16 protein-coding genes are annotated in these 15620 nt (G+C 33.1%); 8 read left to right on the forward strand and 8 right to left on the reverse strand.

The features are described 5' to 3' along the window. Positions 1–10: 10 nt before the first annotated feature. On the reverse strand, positions 11–709 hold the full coding sequence (locus tag NBRC110019_RS14180; RefSeq protein ID WP_373877004.1) for an SIR2 family NAD-dependent protein deacylase: 699 nt from the start codon (positions 707–709) through the stop codon (positions 11–13). A gap of 269 nt (positions 710–978) precedes the next feature. Continuing rightward, complete coding sequence (locus NBRC110019_RS14185) at positions 979–2097, reverse strand: tetratricopeptide repeat protein (RefSeq protein ID WP_281755941.1); 1119 nt, start codon at positions 2095–2097, stop codon at positions 979–981. A 159-nt stretch (positions 2098–2256) separates the two neighbouring features. On the opposite strand from NBRC110019_RS14185, the gene NBRC110019_RS14190 reads away from it, so the two are divergent. Further along, positions 2257–2790 (forward strand): SRPBCC family protein, encoded by a 534-nt coding sequence (locus NBRC110019_RS14190; protein WP_281755943.1) that lies wholly within the window; start codon positions 2257–2259, stop codon positions 2788–2790. On the opposite strand, the gene NBRC110019_RS14195 is transcribed toward NBRC110019_RS14190, so the two are convergent. The 5 genes from NBRC110019_RS14195 to rlmH all read right to left on the reverse strand — a co-directional run bounded on the left by NBRC110019_RS14195 (position 2787) and on the right by rlmH (position 8309). Beyond that, on the reverse strand, positions 2787–4403 hold the full coding sequence (locus NBRC110019_RS14195) for an alpha-amylase family glycosyl hydrolase (protein ID WP_281755945.1): 1617 nt from the start codon (positions 4401–4403) through the stop codon (positions 2787–2789). The genes NBRC110019_RS14190 and NBRC110019_RS14195 overlap by 4 nt on opposite strands. Before the next feature lie 88 nt (positions 4404–4491). Next, the gene (locus tag NBRC110019_RS14200; RefSeq protein WP_281755947.1) at positions 4492–5265 is read right to left on the reverse strand and encodes a carboxypeptidase-like regulatory domain-containing protein; all 774 of its coding nucleotides are present in this window, start codon (positions 5263–5265) and stop codon (positions 4492–4494) included. A gap of 93 nt (positions 5266–5358) precedes the next feature. Continuing rightward, positions 5359–7128, reverse strand: a complete 1770-nt coding sequence (locus NBRC110019_RS14205) for a DEAD/DEAH box helicase (protein ID WP_281755949.1) — start codon at positions 7126–7128, stop codon at positions 5359–5361. 119 nt (positions 7129–7247) lie between these two features. Further along, entirely contained in the window at positions 7248–7826 is a 579-nt protein-coding gene (locus tag NBRC110019_RS14210; RefSeq protein WP_281755951.1) for a non-canonical purine NTP diphosphatase, read from the reverse strand. Between the two features lie 9 nt (positions 7827–7835). After that, a complete protein-coding gene (gene rlmH / locus NBRC110019_RS14215; protein WP_281755954.1) occupies positions 7836–8309 on the reverse strand; it encodes a 23S rRNA (pseudouridine(1915)-N(3))-methyltransferase RlmH in 474 nt (157 codons plus the stop codon). An 86-nt stretch (positions 8310–8395) separates the two neighbouring features. Here rlmH and nadC point away from each other — a divergent pair, with 86 nt between their 5' ends. The 4 genes from nadC to priA are packed head-to-tail and all read left to right on the forward strand — an operon-like array spanning position 8396 to position 13096. Then, a complete protein-coding gene (nadC, locus tag NBRC110019_RS14220) occupies positions 8396–9253 on the forward strand; it encodes a carboxylating nicotinate-nucleotide diphosphorylase (RefSeq protein ID WP_281755955.1) in 858 nt (285 codons plus the stop codon). A 2-nt stretch (positions 9254–9255) separates the two neighbouring features. Next, entirely contained in the window at positions 9256–10188 is a 933-nt protein-coding gene (locus NBRC110019_RS14225) for a YihY/virulence factor BrkB family protein (protein ID WP_281755957.1), read from the forward strand. A gap of 3 nt (positions 10189–10191) precedes the next feature. Continuing rightward, a complete protein-coding gene (locus tag NBRC110019_RS14230; RefSeq protein WP_281755959.1) occupies positions 10192–10623 on the forward strand; it encodes a DUF2147 domain-containing protein in 432 nt (143 codons plus the stop codon). Positions 10624–10639: 16 nt separating this feature from the next. Beyond that, complete coding sequence (priA, locus tag NBRC110019_RS14235) at positions 10640–13096, forward strand: replication restart helicase PriA (RefSeq protein ID WP_281755962.1); 2457 nt, start codon at positions 10640–10642, stop codon at positions 13094–13096. On the opposite strand, the gene NBRC110019_RS14240 is transcribed toward priA, so the two are convergent. After that, positions 13093–13797, reverse strand: coding sequence for a LytR/AlgR family response regulator transcription factor (locus NBRC110019_RS14240; protein ID WP_281755964.1), 705 nt, complete (start codon positions 13795–13797; stop codon positions 13093–13095). The two genes, priA and NBRC110019_RS14240, sit on opposite strands and share 4 nt — an antisense overlap. 180 nt (positions 13798–13977) lie before the next feature. On the opposite strand from NBRC110019_RS14240, the gene rpsF reads away from it, so the two are divergent. The 3 genes from rpsF to rplI are packed head-to-tail and all read left to right on the forward strand — an operon-like array spanning position 13978 to position 15087. Then, positions 13978–14316 (forward strand): 30S ribosomal protein S6, encoded by a 339-nt coding sequence (gene rpsF, locus NBRC110019_RS14245; protein ID WP_281755966.1) that lies wholly within the window; start codon positions 13978–13980, stop codon positions 14314–14316. Positions 14317–14318: 2 nt separating this feature from the next. Then, positions 14319–14618, forward strand: coding sequence for a 30S ribosomal protein S18 (gene rpsR / locus NBRC110019_RS14250; RefSeq protein ID WP_281755972.1), 300 nt, complete (start codon positions 14319–14321; stop codon positions 14616–14618). Between the two features lie 16 nt (positions 14619–14634). Continuing rightward, a complete protein-coding gene (rplI, locus tag NBRC110019_RS14255) occupies positions 14635–15087 on the forward strand; it encodes a 50S ribosomal protein L9 (RefSeq protein ID WP_281755968.1) in 453 nt (150 codons plus the stop codon). Positions 15088–15620: the final 533 nt, after the last annotated feature.

Here is a 15620-nt window from a genome sequence, read left to right on the forward strand (position 1 = left end):
TTAAAAATGTCTAATCTTGATTATCGAGTAGAACGTCTACTACTTTTTTAACGCCTGTAGATGCTTTTTCAGCATAGATGGTTAAGTTATCTATAAATGATTGGCTTATATTTGGTTTTGGGTCTACAAAATAAATAGGGGTATTTTTAGGAGCATAATGCACCAAGCCTGCAGCAGGATATACTTGCATAGAGGTGCCAACAATAATAACAGCATCGGCATTTGAAATTTCTAAAACTGCCTTTTCAAACATGGGTACAGCTTCCCCAAACCATACGATATGCGGGCGTAATTGATGTCCGTCTTCACAGGTGTCTCCAAGTACAATGTCTTTATCCCAGTATTTTATATTGTACTCATTTTGAGTACTTCTTACTTTAAGTAATTCACCATGTAGGTGTAATACGTTACTGCTTCCTGCACGCTCATGTAAATCATCTACGTTTTGAGTAATAATAACCACCTCGTTTTTGGTTTCTAACTTGGCTATTTGAGTATGTGCTTCATTAGGTGTAACTTCTAATAGTTGTCTTCTTCTTTGGTTGTAAAAATCAAGTACCAATGCAGGATTTTTAGTAAAACCTTCTGGAGAAGCGACTTCCATAATGTCATGTCCTTCCCATAGTCCATCGGCGTCTCTAAAAGTTTTTAATCCACTTTCCGCACTAATACCAGCACCTGTTAAAACAATAATTTTCATTTTTTTCATTTTTTTAATCCACCCCAATGTTGTGCTCATATATATTGCAAAAAAGCTTTCTTCATATGTTCTGGCAACTTTTTTTCATAAAGTTACTGTTTTAGTAGTATGATGAGATTGCTTGTTGTTGCTAGCATAATAAAATGACCATCCTAAACACTTTTACAATAGTTTCTTTTTTACTCAATAATTGAGATTAACTGCTTCGTGTACTTGCCACGAAGTAGTTTAATACTGATACTAGTTCATTCTGGCTCGTAATAATTTCATCAATTTAATTAATGATGTCGCTTCCAACTTTTAAAATCTTTAGTTTTGTAAAAATCATTAATATCTGTTTTTACGAAATTTATTAATTGTTTTTTAGTATAGCCGTTTTGTAGTAAGTTGTCTAAAACCTTGATAGCTTCTTTGTTGCTGTTTAGTTTATTGTAAGTGTGTAATAGCATTAATTCTGCAGATAAAAACGTGGGGTAGTTTTTAACAATGTACTCGTAGGACTCTTGGGCTAAATGAAAGTCTTCTATTTCATAAGCATAGTTACCTACCATATATTTTATAAAATCATCATTTGTATAGCGTTCTAAATGTTCTAGGGCTCTAAATAGATTGTTAAAGTCGTTGCTTAAATAATAATAATCTATAGAAAGTAGTGTAAGACTAGGATCCGAGGGATATTTTTTAAGAATATCCTTTAAGCATTTAATATACTCGTTGGTGCTTACTTCTGAGGCTGCTTGTGCTTTTAAAATCAAAAATATTTTATTTAGAAATGTAGTGTCTTTAATTTTTTTAGCCACACTATAGGCTTTACTATCAAGCCCCATATTTTTTAAAACAAGAAATTTTTTATACAAATCAGCATCTTTATCACTATCTCTTTTATAAGAGTTATTTAAGGTGGTTTTTAAAGATTCACTTAAAAAATCACCGTCAAGTAATGTAAAAATATCATTGATAATAAACGTGGAGTCTTTAAGGGAAATACGATATTGGTGATAGTTAATGCCGGTATCTTCATTATACAAACGAAACATTGCGTGATAAGAATTTTCTTCTTCGGTTCTCGAATAATTTATAAAGTCATAGTAGCTACCATTTCCCATATCCATGTATAACTTCGCTACAAAGGTTTTTAGACCGGTTTTAACAGCTTTTCGGTATACGTCTACATATTTTTGGTCAGTATTATCAGGGATAATACTATCAATAGTTTTTTTGCTAAAGCTATTGATAAAAAAATCCTGATCGTTTTCATCAAAAGCATTGCTTAATTTTTCAACATAATTTAAAAATAAGGATAACGTATCTTTTTGCTTTGTGTTTTCTTCTTGAGCAAACAAACCTGAAATTGTGCTAAAACAAAAAAAAAGTAAAGTGAACATGTTTAGCTTCATAGACACAATAGTTGTTGGTTAATTACCAGTAATTAGTAAGCTTAATAATATAATTGATTTTTCTAAAAATAGGGATTATTATTTAATTATTTAAAAAAATATAGCGTACTAATTCTAAATCTTTACTATATTTAAAAGGTTTACATAAAATTGTAATAAATGATGACCCTTATTTATATCCTATTAATATTGGTGACGTTGGTTTTGTTTCTTGCGTTTGTAGCGCCAAAAACCTATAATGTAAGTAGAAGTGTTATTGTAGAAAGACCTGCTGCTGAGGTTTATAATTTTTTAAAATATTTAAAAAACCAAGATTCATGGTCGCCTTGGAATAAAAAAGATCCAAACATGAAAAAAACCTTTACCGGTACTGATGGAGAAATTGGATTTATAAGTGCCTGGGAAGGAAATAAAGATGTTGGGGCTGGTGAACAAGAGCTTACTAATTTTGTAGAAGGCTCTTTTGTGCAAAGTAAACTACGTTTTTTTAAGCCTTGGAAATCGGAGTCTGATGCTTACTTACGAGTAGAGGAAGTAGCGATTGGGGCTAAGGTAACTTGGGGGTTTGCAGGAAAAAACCCGTTTCCGTTTAGCATTTTTATGCTATTTATGAATATGGATAAGGCTGTAGGTAAAGACTTTGAAGAGGGGTTGCAGAATCTAAAGGATATTTTAGAAAAACCAGAAAACTAAATATTTTCTGGTGATTCTTTTGCTAACAGAACTACCGAAAAAGGTGTTCTAAAGCGTGTTTTTTTATTTTTTACAACTACTGGGATATGGCTGTAAAATTCTAGTAATAACGTGTCATCTCTAAAAGTATCACCCACATAGAGCGTTTTTTCACCTTCAGGTACATCAATAGCTATAAGTACGGTATCTGAGTAAGCTCCTTTTTCATAATGTCTACTAAAAACATACGGGTATTTACTAATCATTTTATGTTCACCGGCGCCTACAGCAGGGTGTTTAATTCTAAACTGTCCTAATCTGCTATAATGTCTAAATAAGTTTTTAATTAACGGGTTGCCTGTAATATCACCCCAATTCATAAAAGAGCGTAGGTTAGCATCTCCTTTTACACCATCTACCCAAAGTGGTCTTGCAGTTTCATCTCCGTAATAGATTTGCGAAATACCAGGAGATAAAAGTAATTTGGTTGCAGCGTTGAAAGGTCGTTCTCTGTTTCTGTCGAACGGATCACTATCGTCATGCGAGGTAGCATAATTCATGGTGCTATAGTCTTTCAGCTCATTTTGTAAATGATAATTGGTTTTACTAAATACGTCTTCATAGCTACCACGTGCATCATTCTTAAAATTAAAGTTTATTAAGGCATTAAAACCGTGTTCAAAGTAGTTTACCTTTTTATCGCCAAAGTCATACCATTGTCCATTCATTACTCCATAGCCATAAACTTCACCAACTATAAAGAAATTAGTATCGTCTAGTGCCTTTTCAGTATTCTCTTTTTTCCAAAGATCAAAAGCATAATCGGCTTCTGTTCTTAGAATACTCCAAACATCTTCTTCAACATGTTTCACCGTATCCACTCTAAATCCATCTATACCACATTCTCTAACATAATCTGTAAGCCATTTTACAATATGATGCTTGGGTGACCTTGGATACTTGGTTCGTTCAAAAAAATCATCAAGTTCTTTAACTTCTTGCTCCAATCTTCCTTCAGTTGTCCATTTGTCTATTAACGTTTGAGGTAGCTCAACATCTTCGTTGCTTTCAGTTTTAACGTCAGGTAAATTAGCAACAAGCATGCAGTCTGTGGTGTTTTCGTAGTTGCTATAATTACAAACACGCCCAGTACGTACCCATTCATCAGGCCAAACAGGATCGTTTTCTGTAATGGGGCCGGTATGGTTTATCACAATATCCATTAAAAGTCTAATCCCATGATCATGTGCTACAGCTACCAATTCTTTTAAGTCGTCCAGTGTTCCAAAATTAGGGTCAATCTGGCTCCAATCTTTTGCCCAGTATCCATGATACCCATACGTGTTGCCATCTCCTTCATCTACACAACCATGAATTTGTTCTACAATAGGCGTAAACCAAATGGCATTAATACCCAAATTTGTAAAATAGCCTTCTCTTATTTTACGTGTAATTCCCTTTAAGTCACCTCCCATAAAACCTCTTAAATTTCCGGTAGGCACATTCCTTTCAAAATTCACATCATTGTCAGTTTCTCCATTGCAAAATCTATCTGTTATTAAGAAATATACATTTGCAGATTCCCATACGAAAGGAGCGGTATTTACTTTTTCTTTAGAGTTTTCAAAAGCCATAGGTTGTGGTATGAGTTAAAAAAAAATCTAGCCGAAGCTAGATTTTAAAGTTATATAAAAAATAAGTAAATTATCGGATAAAGGTAAATTAATTCTTGCTATTTAAAATTCTATATTCTTCATAACAACCGCTAATAGCATCTAGTATCTGAAGGTCGTTAGCTGTTTTAATAAATGTTTTAGAATAATTACAATGTGTTAAAATATCCTCCAGTTCATTTTCATTTATCTGTAATAAAACAATAAGCGTTTCTCTATTAAACTTAGTAGCGAGCATGCTTCTTATAGATTCGTCTTCTTTCATCTGACGTAGCTTACGCATTTGTTTTGGTCTTTTACCAAACATATTGTATAAGAAATCGGCCGGATTAAAAATAGCACCCAGTACCTTGCTTACAGCCCCTCGGTTACTTTTACCGCCTTCGTAGCCTAAATCTAGTCCTGAGATACTATATCTTTGGTTGTCATTTACAGGAGCATTTTTAGCATCTATTTCAAGGTATCCTGTTAAGTTGTACGGCTGTACAACAACATCTTCTAAAGCAAAGGCTAATTCGGTTAGCTCAATAACGGTGCCCGGTATGTTAAGCATGTCATTGGTTACTTTAATCTTAATGGATTTAAAACCTAAATAAGAGAAAAATAAAGTATCATTTACTGAAGCCCGTATCGAAAAATGCCCTTTACTATTAGTTAAGGTACCTTTTACAGTGTTTAAGTTTAATACATGTACATTGGCAATAGAAGAATCGTCTTCAGCGTTTTTCACGTTACCAATAACCAATGAATCAGCAGATTTTTCTGTCTGTGAATAAGAAGCTAATGAGAGCATTAGCAATATGCTTAAAAAGATATATTTCATTTGTTAAATCAATAGGTAATAAAAGTAATAAAAGCTGCAAAAAAAAAAAGGGTAACACCCTTTTTTTAAATATTCTTTAACAAGATAAGCTTATTATCTTTTATTAGATCTACGACCTTTGTTTTTATTTCCAAAATTTCCCCTTCCTTCACTACGTCTACCATCACCGCGTCTGTTATCGTTTCTTCGGCCATCTCCGCCACCACGTCTACCATCACTTCTTCGGTTTCCGCCACCTTCTCTTCTTCCTATGTTTTTAGAGATTTCAACGTTAATGAATCTTCCATCCATTTTAAATTCACTAAACATTTGAAGGATTGCCTCCGTATGACTAGCCTCTGTGTTGAAGAATGAGAAACTTTCTTTAACGTCAACTTTAAAGATATCATCTCTATCTAGGCTCATCGTTTCTTTAAGGAAATCTTTAAGCGTTTTCCAGTCGTATCCATCTTTTTCACCAACATTAATGAAGTATCTTACATCACCTTCTGATGGCATATCACCATGGTTGTTATTTCGGTCTCTTCTTTCATTACCAGAATGAGCATTTAAGTCTTTTGCGCTTTTATAATAATTAGCAAAGCGACTAAATTCTACCGAAACCATTTTCTTAATAAGGTTTTCTCTGTCTATACCTTCTAAAACGTCTTGAATAGCCGGCAAGAAGTTTTCTACCTCTTGATTAATTTCTGTATCCTTAATTTTACTTGCTAAGTGGTATAATTGAATTTCACAAATTTCTTCCGAGTTTGGAATCTTTTTAGCTTCAAATTTTGTTTTAATAATACGCTCAATACCACTTATTTTACGTATTTCGCTACGGGTGATGATAACCATAGAAACCCCCGATTTACCAGCTCTACCAGTACGACCACTACGGTGTGTATAGGTCTCAATTTCATCTGGTAATTGGTAGTTAATTACGTGTGTTATATCATCTACATCAATACCTCGTGCAGCAACATCTGTAGCAACAAGCATTTGTATTTGTCTGGTACGGAACGATTTCATAACCAAATCTCTCTGGTTCTGACTTAAGTCTCCGTGTAATGCTGCTGCGCTATAACCATCTTCTATTAATTTCTCAGCAACATTTTGAGTGTCTCTTTTGGTACGACAGAAAATTACTGAAAAAATATCAGGGTTTGCATCTGCTAATCTTTTAAGTGCAATATAACGATCTCTTCCGCTTACCATGTAGTACTCATGTCGTACGTTTTTAGAAGAAGCATTTTTAGTACCTACTGTAATTTCAAGAGGCGTTTTCATGAACTTTTTAGCAATAGTAGCTACTTCTTTTGGCATGGTAGCCGAAAACAACCAAGTTGCTTTGGTTTTAGGAGTATGTGATAAGATAGCAGAAATATCTTCATAGAATCCCATGTTAAGCATTTCATCTGCCTCATCAAGTACACATACATTAATTTCAGAAATGTCAACCATATTACGGTTAATCATATCCTGCATTCTCCCTGGTGTAGCCACAATTATTTGGGCTCCTTTACGTACTTCTCTAGCTTGTTCAGTAATGCTTGCACCCCCGTAAATAGCAACTACTCTAAGTTCGTTAATGTATTTTGAGTAGTTTTTTAATTCCTGAGCAATCTGCAAGCATAATTCTCTGGTAGGTGATAAAATAAGACCTTGAGTGGTTTTACTAAATTGGTTTATTTTTTGAATTAAAGGAAAGCCGAAAGCAGCTGTTTTCCCCGTTCCCGTCTGTGCTAGTGCAACCATGTCTGAATGTTGCTCTAAAAGGACCGGAATAGCTTTCTCCTGTACTTCCGAAGGAGTTTCAAAGCCCATATCAGTAATGGCATTTAATAGCTGTTCGTTCAGTCCTAATTGTTCAAATTTGTTCATATAAGTATTAAAAAATTGGCTGCAAAGGTATATTTAATTATTGGTAATGAATAATTTATGAAGAAATAAATTTATTTTAGACCTTGTTGATAATCAAATATTTATGCAGTATTCGTTATTTATGCATTATCTATTAAATACGATATTAGCTTTTTAACCGCTAAAGCTCTATGGCTAATTTTGTTTTTTTTATCTAAACTTATCTCTGCAAAAGTGTTTTTGTAGCCATCTGGTAAAAACACAGGGTCGTAACCAAAACCTTGGTTACCATGTTTTTCTGTGGTAATAACTCCGTTTACAATGCCTTCAAAAGTTAGGGTGCTGTTGCCTAAATTTAAAGCAATAACAGTTTTAAAGTTCGCTTTTCTATTGGTGGCTGTAGCCATTTCTTGTAAAAGCTTTTTAATATTAGCATTAGCGTCTTTTGCTTCACTGGCATACCTTGCTGAATATACACCCGGAGCACCGTTTAGGGCATCTACCTCTAAACCTGTATCATCAGCAAAGCAATTATAGCCATAGTTGTTTTTTACATAGTTCGCTTTTAAAATTGCATTCCCTTCTATAGTATCTTCGGTTTCCGGTATTTCTTCGGTACATCCAATGTCATTGAGGGTTAATATCTCAATAGTTTCAGGGAGCATTGCTCTAATTTCAATTGCTTTGTTTTCGTTATGGGTAGCAAAAACTATTTTCATATCAAAAAATTATTGGTGATGATAAGGTTCATTACGTAAAATAGTGAAGCCTCTGTAAATTTGTTCGGTAATAAAAAGTCTGACCATTTGGTGTGAAAATGTCATTAAAGACAATGATATTTTCCCTTGTGCTTGCTTGTATACTTGTTCAGAAAAGCCGTAGGGGCCACCAATAACAAAAACTAACTGTTTGGTTCCGGCATTCATTTTCTTTTGTAAATAGTCAGCAAATTGAACTGAAGTGAAGTTTTTTCCTTTTTCGTCGAGTAAAACCAGTAAATCTGTCGGTTGAAGTCGTTTTAAAATTTCGTCACCTTCTTTTTCTTTCTGCTGTGCTTCACTAAGGTTTTTACTATTCTTAATGTCTGGAATAATGTCTATTTGAAATTTTACATAAAAGTTGAGTCGTTTGGTGTATATATCAATCAACTCTTGTAGCTCGCGACTGTCGGTTTTTCCAATGGCTAAAATCTTAATATTCATAATGCAAATATACGGAAGCTTTTAATAGTGTCTTTAGGCTTTTTATAAACAAGAATTTTTTTACTTTAGCTGTAAATACTAAAAGCATGATTTCAGAGACTCAATTTCATGATGAGTTATCCATAATTATTTCAAATGCCATGAGAGAAGACGTAGGAGAAGGCGATCATAGTTCGTTAGCTTGTATTCCTTCTAGTGCTTCCGGAAAAGCAAAATTATTAGTAAAAGACGAAGGTATTATTGCTGGAGTTGAGTTTGCTAAAATGGTGTTGAGTTATGTAGATCCTTTACTAGAAACAGAAACCTTTATACATGACGGACAGAAAGTGAGTCGTGGTGATATTGTGTTTTATGTTTCAGGTTCATCTCAATCTATATTAAAAGCAGAGCGTTTGCTTTTAAATGCAATGCAACGTATGAGTGCCATTGCTACCAAAACGAAGTTTTTTGTAGACTTATTGGATGGTACAAATACAAAACTTTTAGATACCAGAAAAACTACTCCGGGTATTAGAGCGCTTGAAAAATGGGCAGTAAAAATAGGAGGAGGTGTAAATCATAGATTTGCGTTATACGATATGATAATGCTAAAAGATAATCATATTGATTTTGCAGGAGGAATTACAGAGGCTATTGCTAAAACGCAAAGTTACTTAGATGATATTCATAAAGATTTGAAAATTATTGTAGAAGCACGTAATTTGCAAGAGGTTGAAGAAATTTTAAAAAGTGATGGAGTCTATAGGATTTTATTAGATAATTTCACTTTTGAAGATACTAAAACGGCAGTTAGCCTTATTGGGGATAAATGCTTAACCGAATCTTCTGGTAATATTAATGAAGATACAATTAGACAATATGCAGAATGTGGAGTAGATTTTATTTCTTCAGGAGCCATAACGCATTCAATTTATAATATGGATTTAAGCTTAAAAGCAATATAATCATGTCTGAAGCTGTAGAAAGTAAACTTCAAAAGATTCCTGTTCTTAGAACTATAGTTAGTCTTTTAAAAAAGGTTAAAATAAAGGCGTTAGAAGGAATATCATTATATGATGTTCTTGAAATGTATATTCTTGGCATTGCAAAGGGAGCACTTTCTTATAGAGCAGCAGCTATTTCGTATAGTTTTTTTATTGCTATTTTTCCATTTTTACTTTTTTTAATGAACCTGATACCTTATGTGCCTGTAGAAGATTTTCAGCACAATTTTTTAGCGTTCATAGAAAGTTTACTACCACCTAAAACTGCTAATTTTTTCGATCCGGTTTTTGAAGATATTGCAAATAGAAAAAGAGGAGGGTTGCTTTCTTCGGTTTTCGTGCTATCTATATTTTTAATGGCCAATGGGATTAATGCTATTTTTGGAGGATTCGAAAACTCATATCATTTAAAAGAAAAACGAAACTATTTTAGACAATATTTAATGGCGGTAATGGTTGCGTTAATGTTGTCGTTTTTGTTTTTAAGTTTTGTAGCTGTCTTTATATATTTTGAAGTTGATTTGGAAACTTATGTAGTACAAAACCTTACTGATTATGGTTATGTGAGTAGTGATGAGATTGGTGTGACAATTGTGAAAGTTTTGTTATTTATTGTTATAACCTATCTATCTATGTCCATTTTGTATTATTTTGGTACTGTTGACGGAAAAGAATCTAGGTTTTTTTCGCCAGGGGCATTATTTACAACTATTTTAATTGTTGTTACTACATATTTATTTGGTATTTACATAGAAAACTTTAACAATTATAATGAGTTGTACGGATCTATAGGTGCGTTATTAATTTTTATGCTGTATATCTGGTTAAACTCTAATCTTTTACTGCTAGGGTATGAGCTGAATGCTTCGCTGAAAAGCCTGAAAAACAAACAGTAATTTATGGTTTTAAAAAATATGGTATTTGTAGTGCTTGCCATATTAATGGTTGGTAGTACTTATGCTCAAACGGTTATTGGTACCTGGAAAATGGTAGATGATAAGAATGGTAAAGAGCGATGCGTAGTGAAGATTTATGAAAAGAATGATAAGGTTTACGGTAGAATAGTGGAGCTGCTAGATCCTGAAAAGCAAAATGCTATATGTAGTGAATGTGATGACTATAGAGAGGGGGAAAAGGTAGAGGGTATGGTTGTTATAGAGAATATGGAAAAGCAGGGTGATTCTTATACCGGAGGTAAAATATTAAATCCGGATTCAGGAAGTTTGTATCGTTGTAAACTTTGGTTAGATAAAAACGATACTAACAAGTTATATGTTAGAGGGTATTTAGCCTTTTTTTATAGAACACAAACCTGGTATCGTTTAAACTGATGTAAATTTTATGTGAATGCCTTATTTTGTAGATGTAATAGTACCTATACCTGTTGAACGATTTTTTACGTATACCATTACGAAAGTAGAAGCAGATTTTATAAAACAAGGAATGCGAATTGCGGTTCCGTTTGGTAAATCAAAAATATATACGGCCATAGCATATAAGGTTCATCAAAATCCTCCATTACATTATGAAGCTAAAGAGATACATCAAATACTAGACGATGAGCCTATTGTAAATGAAGTTCAATTACAATTATGGCAATGGATAGCATCGTATTATATGTGTGCTATAGGAGAAGTGTATAGGGCAGCTGTGCCTTCAGCATTGTTGTTAGAAAGTGAAACTACCATATGTTTAAATCGAGAGGTAGAAGTAGATGAGCATGTGTTAAAAGATGATGATTTTTTGGTTTATGAGGCTCTTCAATACCAGTCGGTACTAACTATACAGGATATAATTTCTATAACCGACAAAAAAACAATATTACCAATCATTAAAAGGTTGCTTGGGCAAGGAATCATAACATTAAAAGAAGAGATTCAGGAACAGTATAAACCTAAGTTGGTTAGATTTGTGAAACTGCATTCTCAATATACTACAGAGGAAGCGTTGCATGAGTTGCTAGGTAGTCTTTCAAGGGCGCCAAAACAGCGAGAAGTAGTGTTGGCTTTATTTACATTAAGTGCAGCAACTAAGAAATCTGTCAAGGTTTCAGAACTTACTGCTAAATCAGGAGCTAGTTCCGCCGTTGTGAAGTCGTTGGTTTCCAAAAATATTTTAGAAGAATTTCATTTACAGCAAGATAGGGTTATTTATAAGGGAGGGACTGAAGATTTGAAGTCTAGTACTTTAAATTCTTATCAAGAAACTGCATTATCCGAAATAAAGGAATCTTTCAATAAACATATGGTTACGCTTTTACATGGAGTTACTTCTTCAGGAAAAACCGAAGTATACGTAAAATTGATAGAAGAAGTTATTGCTAGTGGTAAGCAAGTACTTTATTTATTGCCGGAAATAGCGCTAACAACGCAGTTAATTTATAGGCTTCAAAGTTATTTTGGTGAGCAAGTAAGTGTATTTCATTCTAAGTATTCTGTAAATGAACGTGTAGAGGTTTGGAATAATGTGTTGAATGATAAGCCAAAAGCTAAAATTGTTATTGGAGCCCGTTCTGCAATGTTTTTACCTTTTAATAATTTAGGGTTGGTTGTGGTAGATGAGGAGCACGAGGTAACGTTTAAGCAATATGATCCTGCACCTAGGTATCAGGCTAGAGATGCTGCTATAGTTTTAGCATCATTGCATAAATCTAAAGTGTTGTTAGGATCGGCAACTCCAAGTTTAGAAACATATTATAATGCTACTCAGCAAAAATTCGGGTATGTATCATTAACCAGGAGGTTTGGAGATGTGTTGATGCCAGATATGGAATTGGTAGATATAAAAGAAGCGCATAGGAAAAGAAGAATGAAAGGGCATTTTTCTGAACGACTCATAAAGGAAATAGAGGCTACTCTAGAAGAAAAGGAGCAAATTATATTATTTCAGAATCGTAGAGGTTATGCGCCTATTTTAGAATGTAATACATGCGGATATTCACCACAATGTCCTAATTGTGATGTAAGTTTAACTTATCATCAATATAAGAACCAGTTACGATGTCATTATTGTGGTTATCATATGGCTATGCAGTTAAAATGTTTATCGTGTGGCAGTAGTGAGTTAGATACAAAAGGATTTGGTACCGAACAAATAGAAGAGGAGCTTAAAGAGTTGTTTCCAAAAGCAGCCGTTGCTCGTATGGATTTAGATGCAACTAGAGGTAAGCATGCCTATGAAAAGATTATTACAGCTTTTGAGCAGCAAGAAATAGATATTCTTGTAGGCACCCAAATGGTAGCCAAAGGTCTTGATTTTAGAAATATTACCTTAGTTGGAGTTATGAATGCTGATAATTTAATTAATTTCCCTGATTTTAGATCACATGAGAGAAGTTTTCAGTTATTGCAACAAGTATCGGGTAGGGCAGGTAGAACTCAAAAGAGGGGTAAGGTTTTAATACAAACGTATAATCCGTATCATCAAATATTGCAGCAGGTAACTGTAAATGATTACGAGGGGATGAGTAAAGAGCAGTTGAATGAACGTTATACGTTTAAGTATCCTCCATTTTATAAGCTCATTAAAATTACTTTTAAGGATAAAGATTATAACAAGGTAAACAAGGCGTCAGACTGGTTTGCTACGTCACTTAAAAATAGCTTCAAACAACATGTTTTAGGTCCTGAATTTCCACCTGTTTCCAGAATAAGAAATCAATACCTGAAGCATGTGTTGTTAAAAATACCACCCCAATATTCTTTGCAAAAAACAAAAGGAGTTATTGGTAAGATACAAACTAGTTTTGAAGCTATAGCCGAGTTTAAAAGCGTGCGTGTAATTTTGAATATAGATCCTTATTAATTTTGAAGGTCTTCGAGAGCTTGTGTTAAAGCAACTTTTTTATTTCTACTTAATGGAAGCTGAGAGCCTTCTATTTCTACATTCTTACTATTAAAATTTTGAACTCTTTCCAAATTTACAATATACGATTTGTGTATTCTCAAGAAACGATCTTTAGGTAATTCGTCATCAAATGATTTCATTGTAGATAGTACCACAATGTTTGCTTCGTCTGTAACTAGTTTTATATAATCACCTAATGCTTCTACCCATTTAATAGTACCGAGGTACACTTTTCTTTTCTTTAGATTACTTTTTACAAATATGTGTTCATCGTCATCTGTAAAGCCTTTGTTGTTTTTGAGTTCGTATTGGGCAATAGCTTTTTTAACAGCTAAATCAAAACGTTCTTTTTTAACAGGTTTGTGTAAATAGTCTGTTACGTCGTATTCAAAAGCTTTCAGAGCATACTCTGCCTTTCCTGTAATTAAAATAATTTGAGGAGGTTCTTTTAAAGACTCTAATAAATCAAATCCACTAATTATAGGCATTTCAATATCCAGAAAAATAAGGTCAGTTTTCTGATTCTTCAAAGCGTTTTTAGCGTCCATCGCATTAGAGTATTCGGCTAACAAATTTAGCGAGGGATGGCTCGAGACTAATTTAGATATAGCGATACGCTGAATAGCGGAATCATCAACTATGATACAATCTAGATTCATATATATAATTACGGGTGATGTTTAGCTTTTATTTTAATAACAATTTTACTAAAAAAAGATTACAAAAACAATCAAAAGTATCTGCTAACGCTTTTTTTTACTAAAAGTGGATATTAATTTGCTAATTCAGTATAATGTCTTACTTTTGCAATCTTAAAAATAAATTATATTTTACATATTATGAATCATTACGAAACTGTTTTCATTTTGAATCCCGTTTTATCTGATACACAGATAAAGGAAACAGTTAAGAAGTTTGAGGATTTCTTAATTGAGAAAGGTGCAGAGTTTGTATCTAAAGAAGATTGGGGACTTAAAAAATTAGCGTATCCAATTCAAAACAAAAAAAGTGGTTTTTATCACTTATTTGAGTTTAAAGTTGCTGGAGAAGCAATTGATAATTTTGAATTAGAGTTTAGAAGAGACGAGCGCATTATGCGTTATTTAACTGTGAAGTTAGATAAACATGCTGTTGCATGGGCAGAAAAGAGAAGAACTAAATTAAACGCTAAAGCTTAAGAATTATGTCATCTATAGAACAACAAGCGAAAGGGAAAAAAGACGGAGAAATTAGATATTTAACTCCTCTTAACATAGAAACTAACAAAACTAAAAAGTATTGTCGTTTCAAAAAATCTGGTATTAAATACATAGATTATAAAGATCCTGATTTCTTAATGAAGTTTGTAAATGAGCAAGGTAAAATTTTACCTCGTCGTTTAACAGGTACTTCTTTAAAGTATCAAAGAAAAGTGGCTACTGCTGTTAAAAGAGCTCGTCACTTAGCGTTAATGCCTTATGTTGGTGATTTGTTAAAATAATAAAGGAGCAGACGAAATGGAAATTATATTAAAACAAGACGTACAGAATTTAGGTTTTAAAGATGATGTTGTAACAGTTAAAAATGGTTACGGACGTAATTATTTAATTCCTCAAGGGTTTGCTGTTTTAGCTACACCGTCAGCTAAAAAAGTTTTAGCAGAAAACTTAAAACAAAGAGCATTTAAAGAGCAAAAGATTGTTGCTGAAGCTAAAGAAGTTGCTGAAGCACTTAAAGCTTTAGAAGTTAAGATTCCTGCTAAAACAGGAGGAACTGATAAACTTTTTGGATCTATATCGAATGCTAATTTAGCTGATATTTTTGCTAAAGAAGGTCACACCATTGAAAAGAAATTTATCAATGTTGCTGGTGGAACTATTAAAAGAACCGGTAAATATACTGCAGCAGTAAGATTACATAGAGATGTTGTAGTAGATTTTAATTTCGAAGTTGTTGCTGAGGCAAATTAATTTACGAAGAAAAATATACTTTAAAGGCTTTCCGATAGGAAAGCCTTTTTTTGTTAAATATGATAGCACTTATGTTATTTATAGTGATTTTTCAGTGTTAATTGTTATGGCTGTATTTTATGTCTTCAAGTATTTGGTGTTAACAAGTTCTACAATTCTATTAAGAAATAAAGTAATGATGCGTTTAGTTAGTGGTGTGTGAGGTACTGGTGATCTTATTGCAGGTTTTTAAGCTACTAGGAATTTAGATATTGCTCTAATGAGGGAGGATATTTTAAGTGAATTAAGGAAAAAGTTGTTATTAGACTTTATGATGCTAGTACGAGCAATTGATGTAGAAGTTTTGAAGTTGAATTATATAGCTTGAGTTTTAGGTTATAAGAGTGCTTCTTATATTTAAGTGTAAAATAAAAAAGCCGTTAAGTAATAATATCTTAACGGCTTTTCTATTTTTTTAATATGCTTTTCGGGGTAAGCCCACGAAGTATTTCATCTCGATTAGCGAGTAGTTAATTTATCTTTTAAGAGTAAAA

It is taken from the genome of Neptunitalea chrysea (assembly GCF_027924145.1).
Classification (GTDB): Bacteria; Bacteroidota; Bacteroidia; order Flavobacteriales; family Flavobacteriaceae; genus Neptunitalea; species Neptunitalea chrysea.

What these genes read in the sequence shown, in the direction of transcription:
- NBRC110019_RS14180 (WP_373877004.1), bottom strand. Translation starts at nt 709, where the DNA reads ATGAAAAAAATGAAAATTATTGTTTTAACAGGTGCTGGTATTAGTGCG.
- NBRC110019_RS14185 (WP_281755941.1), bottom strand. Translation starts at nt 2,097, where the DNA reads ATGAAGCTAAACATGTTCACTTTACTTTTTTTTTGTTTTAGCACAATT.
- NBRC110019_RS14190 (WP_281755943.1), top strand. Translation starts at nt 2,257, where the DNA reads ATGATGACCCTTATTTATATCCTATTAATATTGGTGACGTTGGTTTTG.
- NBRC110019_RS14195 (WP_281755945.1), bottom strand. Translation starts at nt 4,403, where the DNA reads ATGGCTTTTGAAAACTCTAAAGAAAAAGTAAATACCGCTCCTTTCGTA.
- NBRC110019_RS14200 (WP_281755947.1), bottom strand. Translation starts at nt 5,265, where the DNA reads ATGAAATATATCTTTTTAAGCATATTGCTAATGCTCTCATTAGCTTCT.
- NBRC110019_RS14205 (WP_281755949.1), bottom strand. Translation starts at nt 7,128, where the DNA reads ATGAACAAATTTGAACAATTAGGACTGAACGAACAGCTATTAAATGCC.
- NBRC110019_RS14210 (WP_281755951.1), bottom strand. Translation starts at nt 7,826, where the DNA reads ATGAAAATAGTTTTTGCTACCCATAACGAAAACAAAGCAATTGAAATT.
- rlmH (WP_281755954.1), bottom strand. Translation starts at nt 8,309, where the DNA reads ATGAATATTAAGATTTTAGCCATTGGAAAAACCGACAGTCGCGAGCTA.
- nadC (WP_281755955.1), top strand. Translation starts at nt 8,396, where the DNA reads ATGATTTCAGAGACTCAATTTCATGATGAGTTATCCATAATTATTTCA.
- NBRC110019_RS14225 (WP_281755957.1), top strand. Translation starts at nt 9,256, where the DNA reads ATGTCTGAAGCTGTAGAAAGTAAACTTCAAAAGATTCCTGTTCTTAGA.
- NBRC110019_RS14230 (WP_281755959.1), top strand. Translation starts at nt 10,192, where the DNA reads ATGGTTTTAAAAAATATGGTATTTGTAGTGCTTGCCATATTAATGGTT.
- priA (WP_281755962.1), top strand. Translation starts at nt 10,640, where the DNA reads ATGCCTTATTTTGTAGATGTAATAGTACCTATACCTGTTGAACGATTT.
- NBRC110019_RS14240 (WP_281755964.1), bottom strand. Translation starts at nt 13,797, where the DNA reads ATGAATCTAGATTGTATCATAGTTGATGATTCCGCTATTCAGCGTATC.
- rpsF (WP_281755966.1), top strand. Translation starts at nt 13,978, where the DNA reads ATGAATCATTACGAAACTGTTTTCATTTTGAATCCCGTTTTATCTGAT.
- rplI (WP_281755968.1), top strand. Translation starts at nt 14,635, where the DNA reads ATGGAAATTATATTAAAACAAGACGTACAGAATTTAGGTTTTAAAGAT.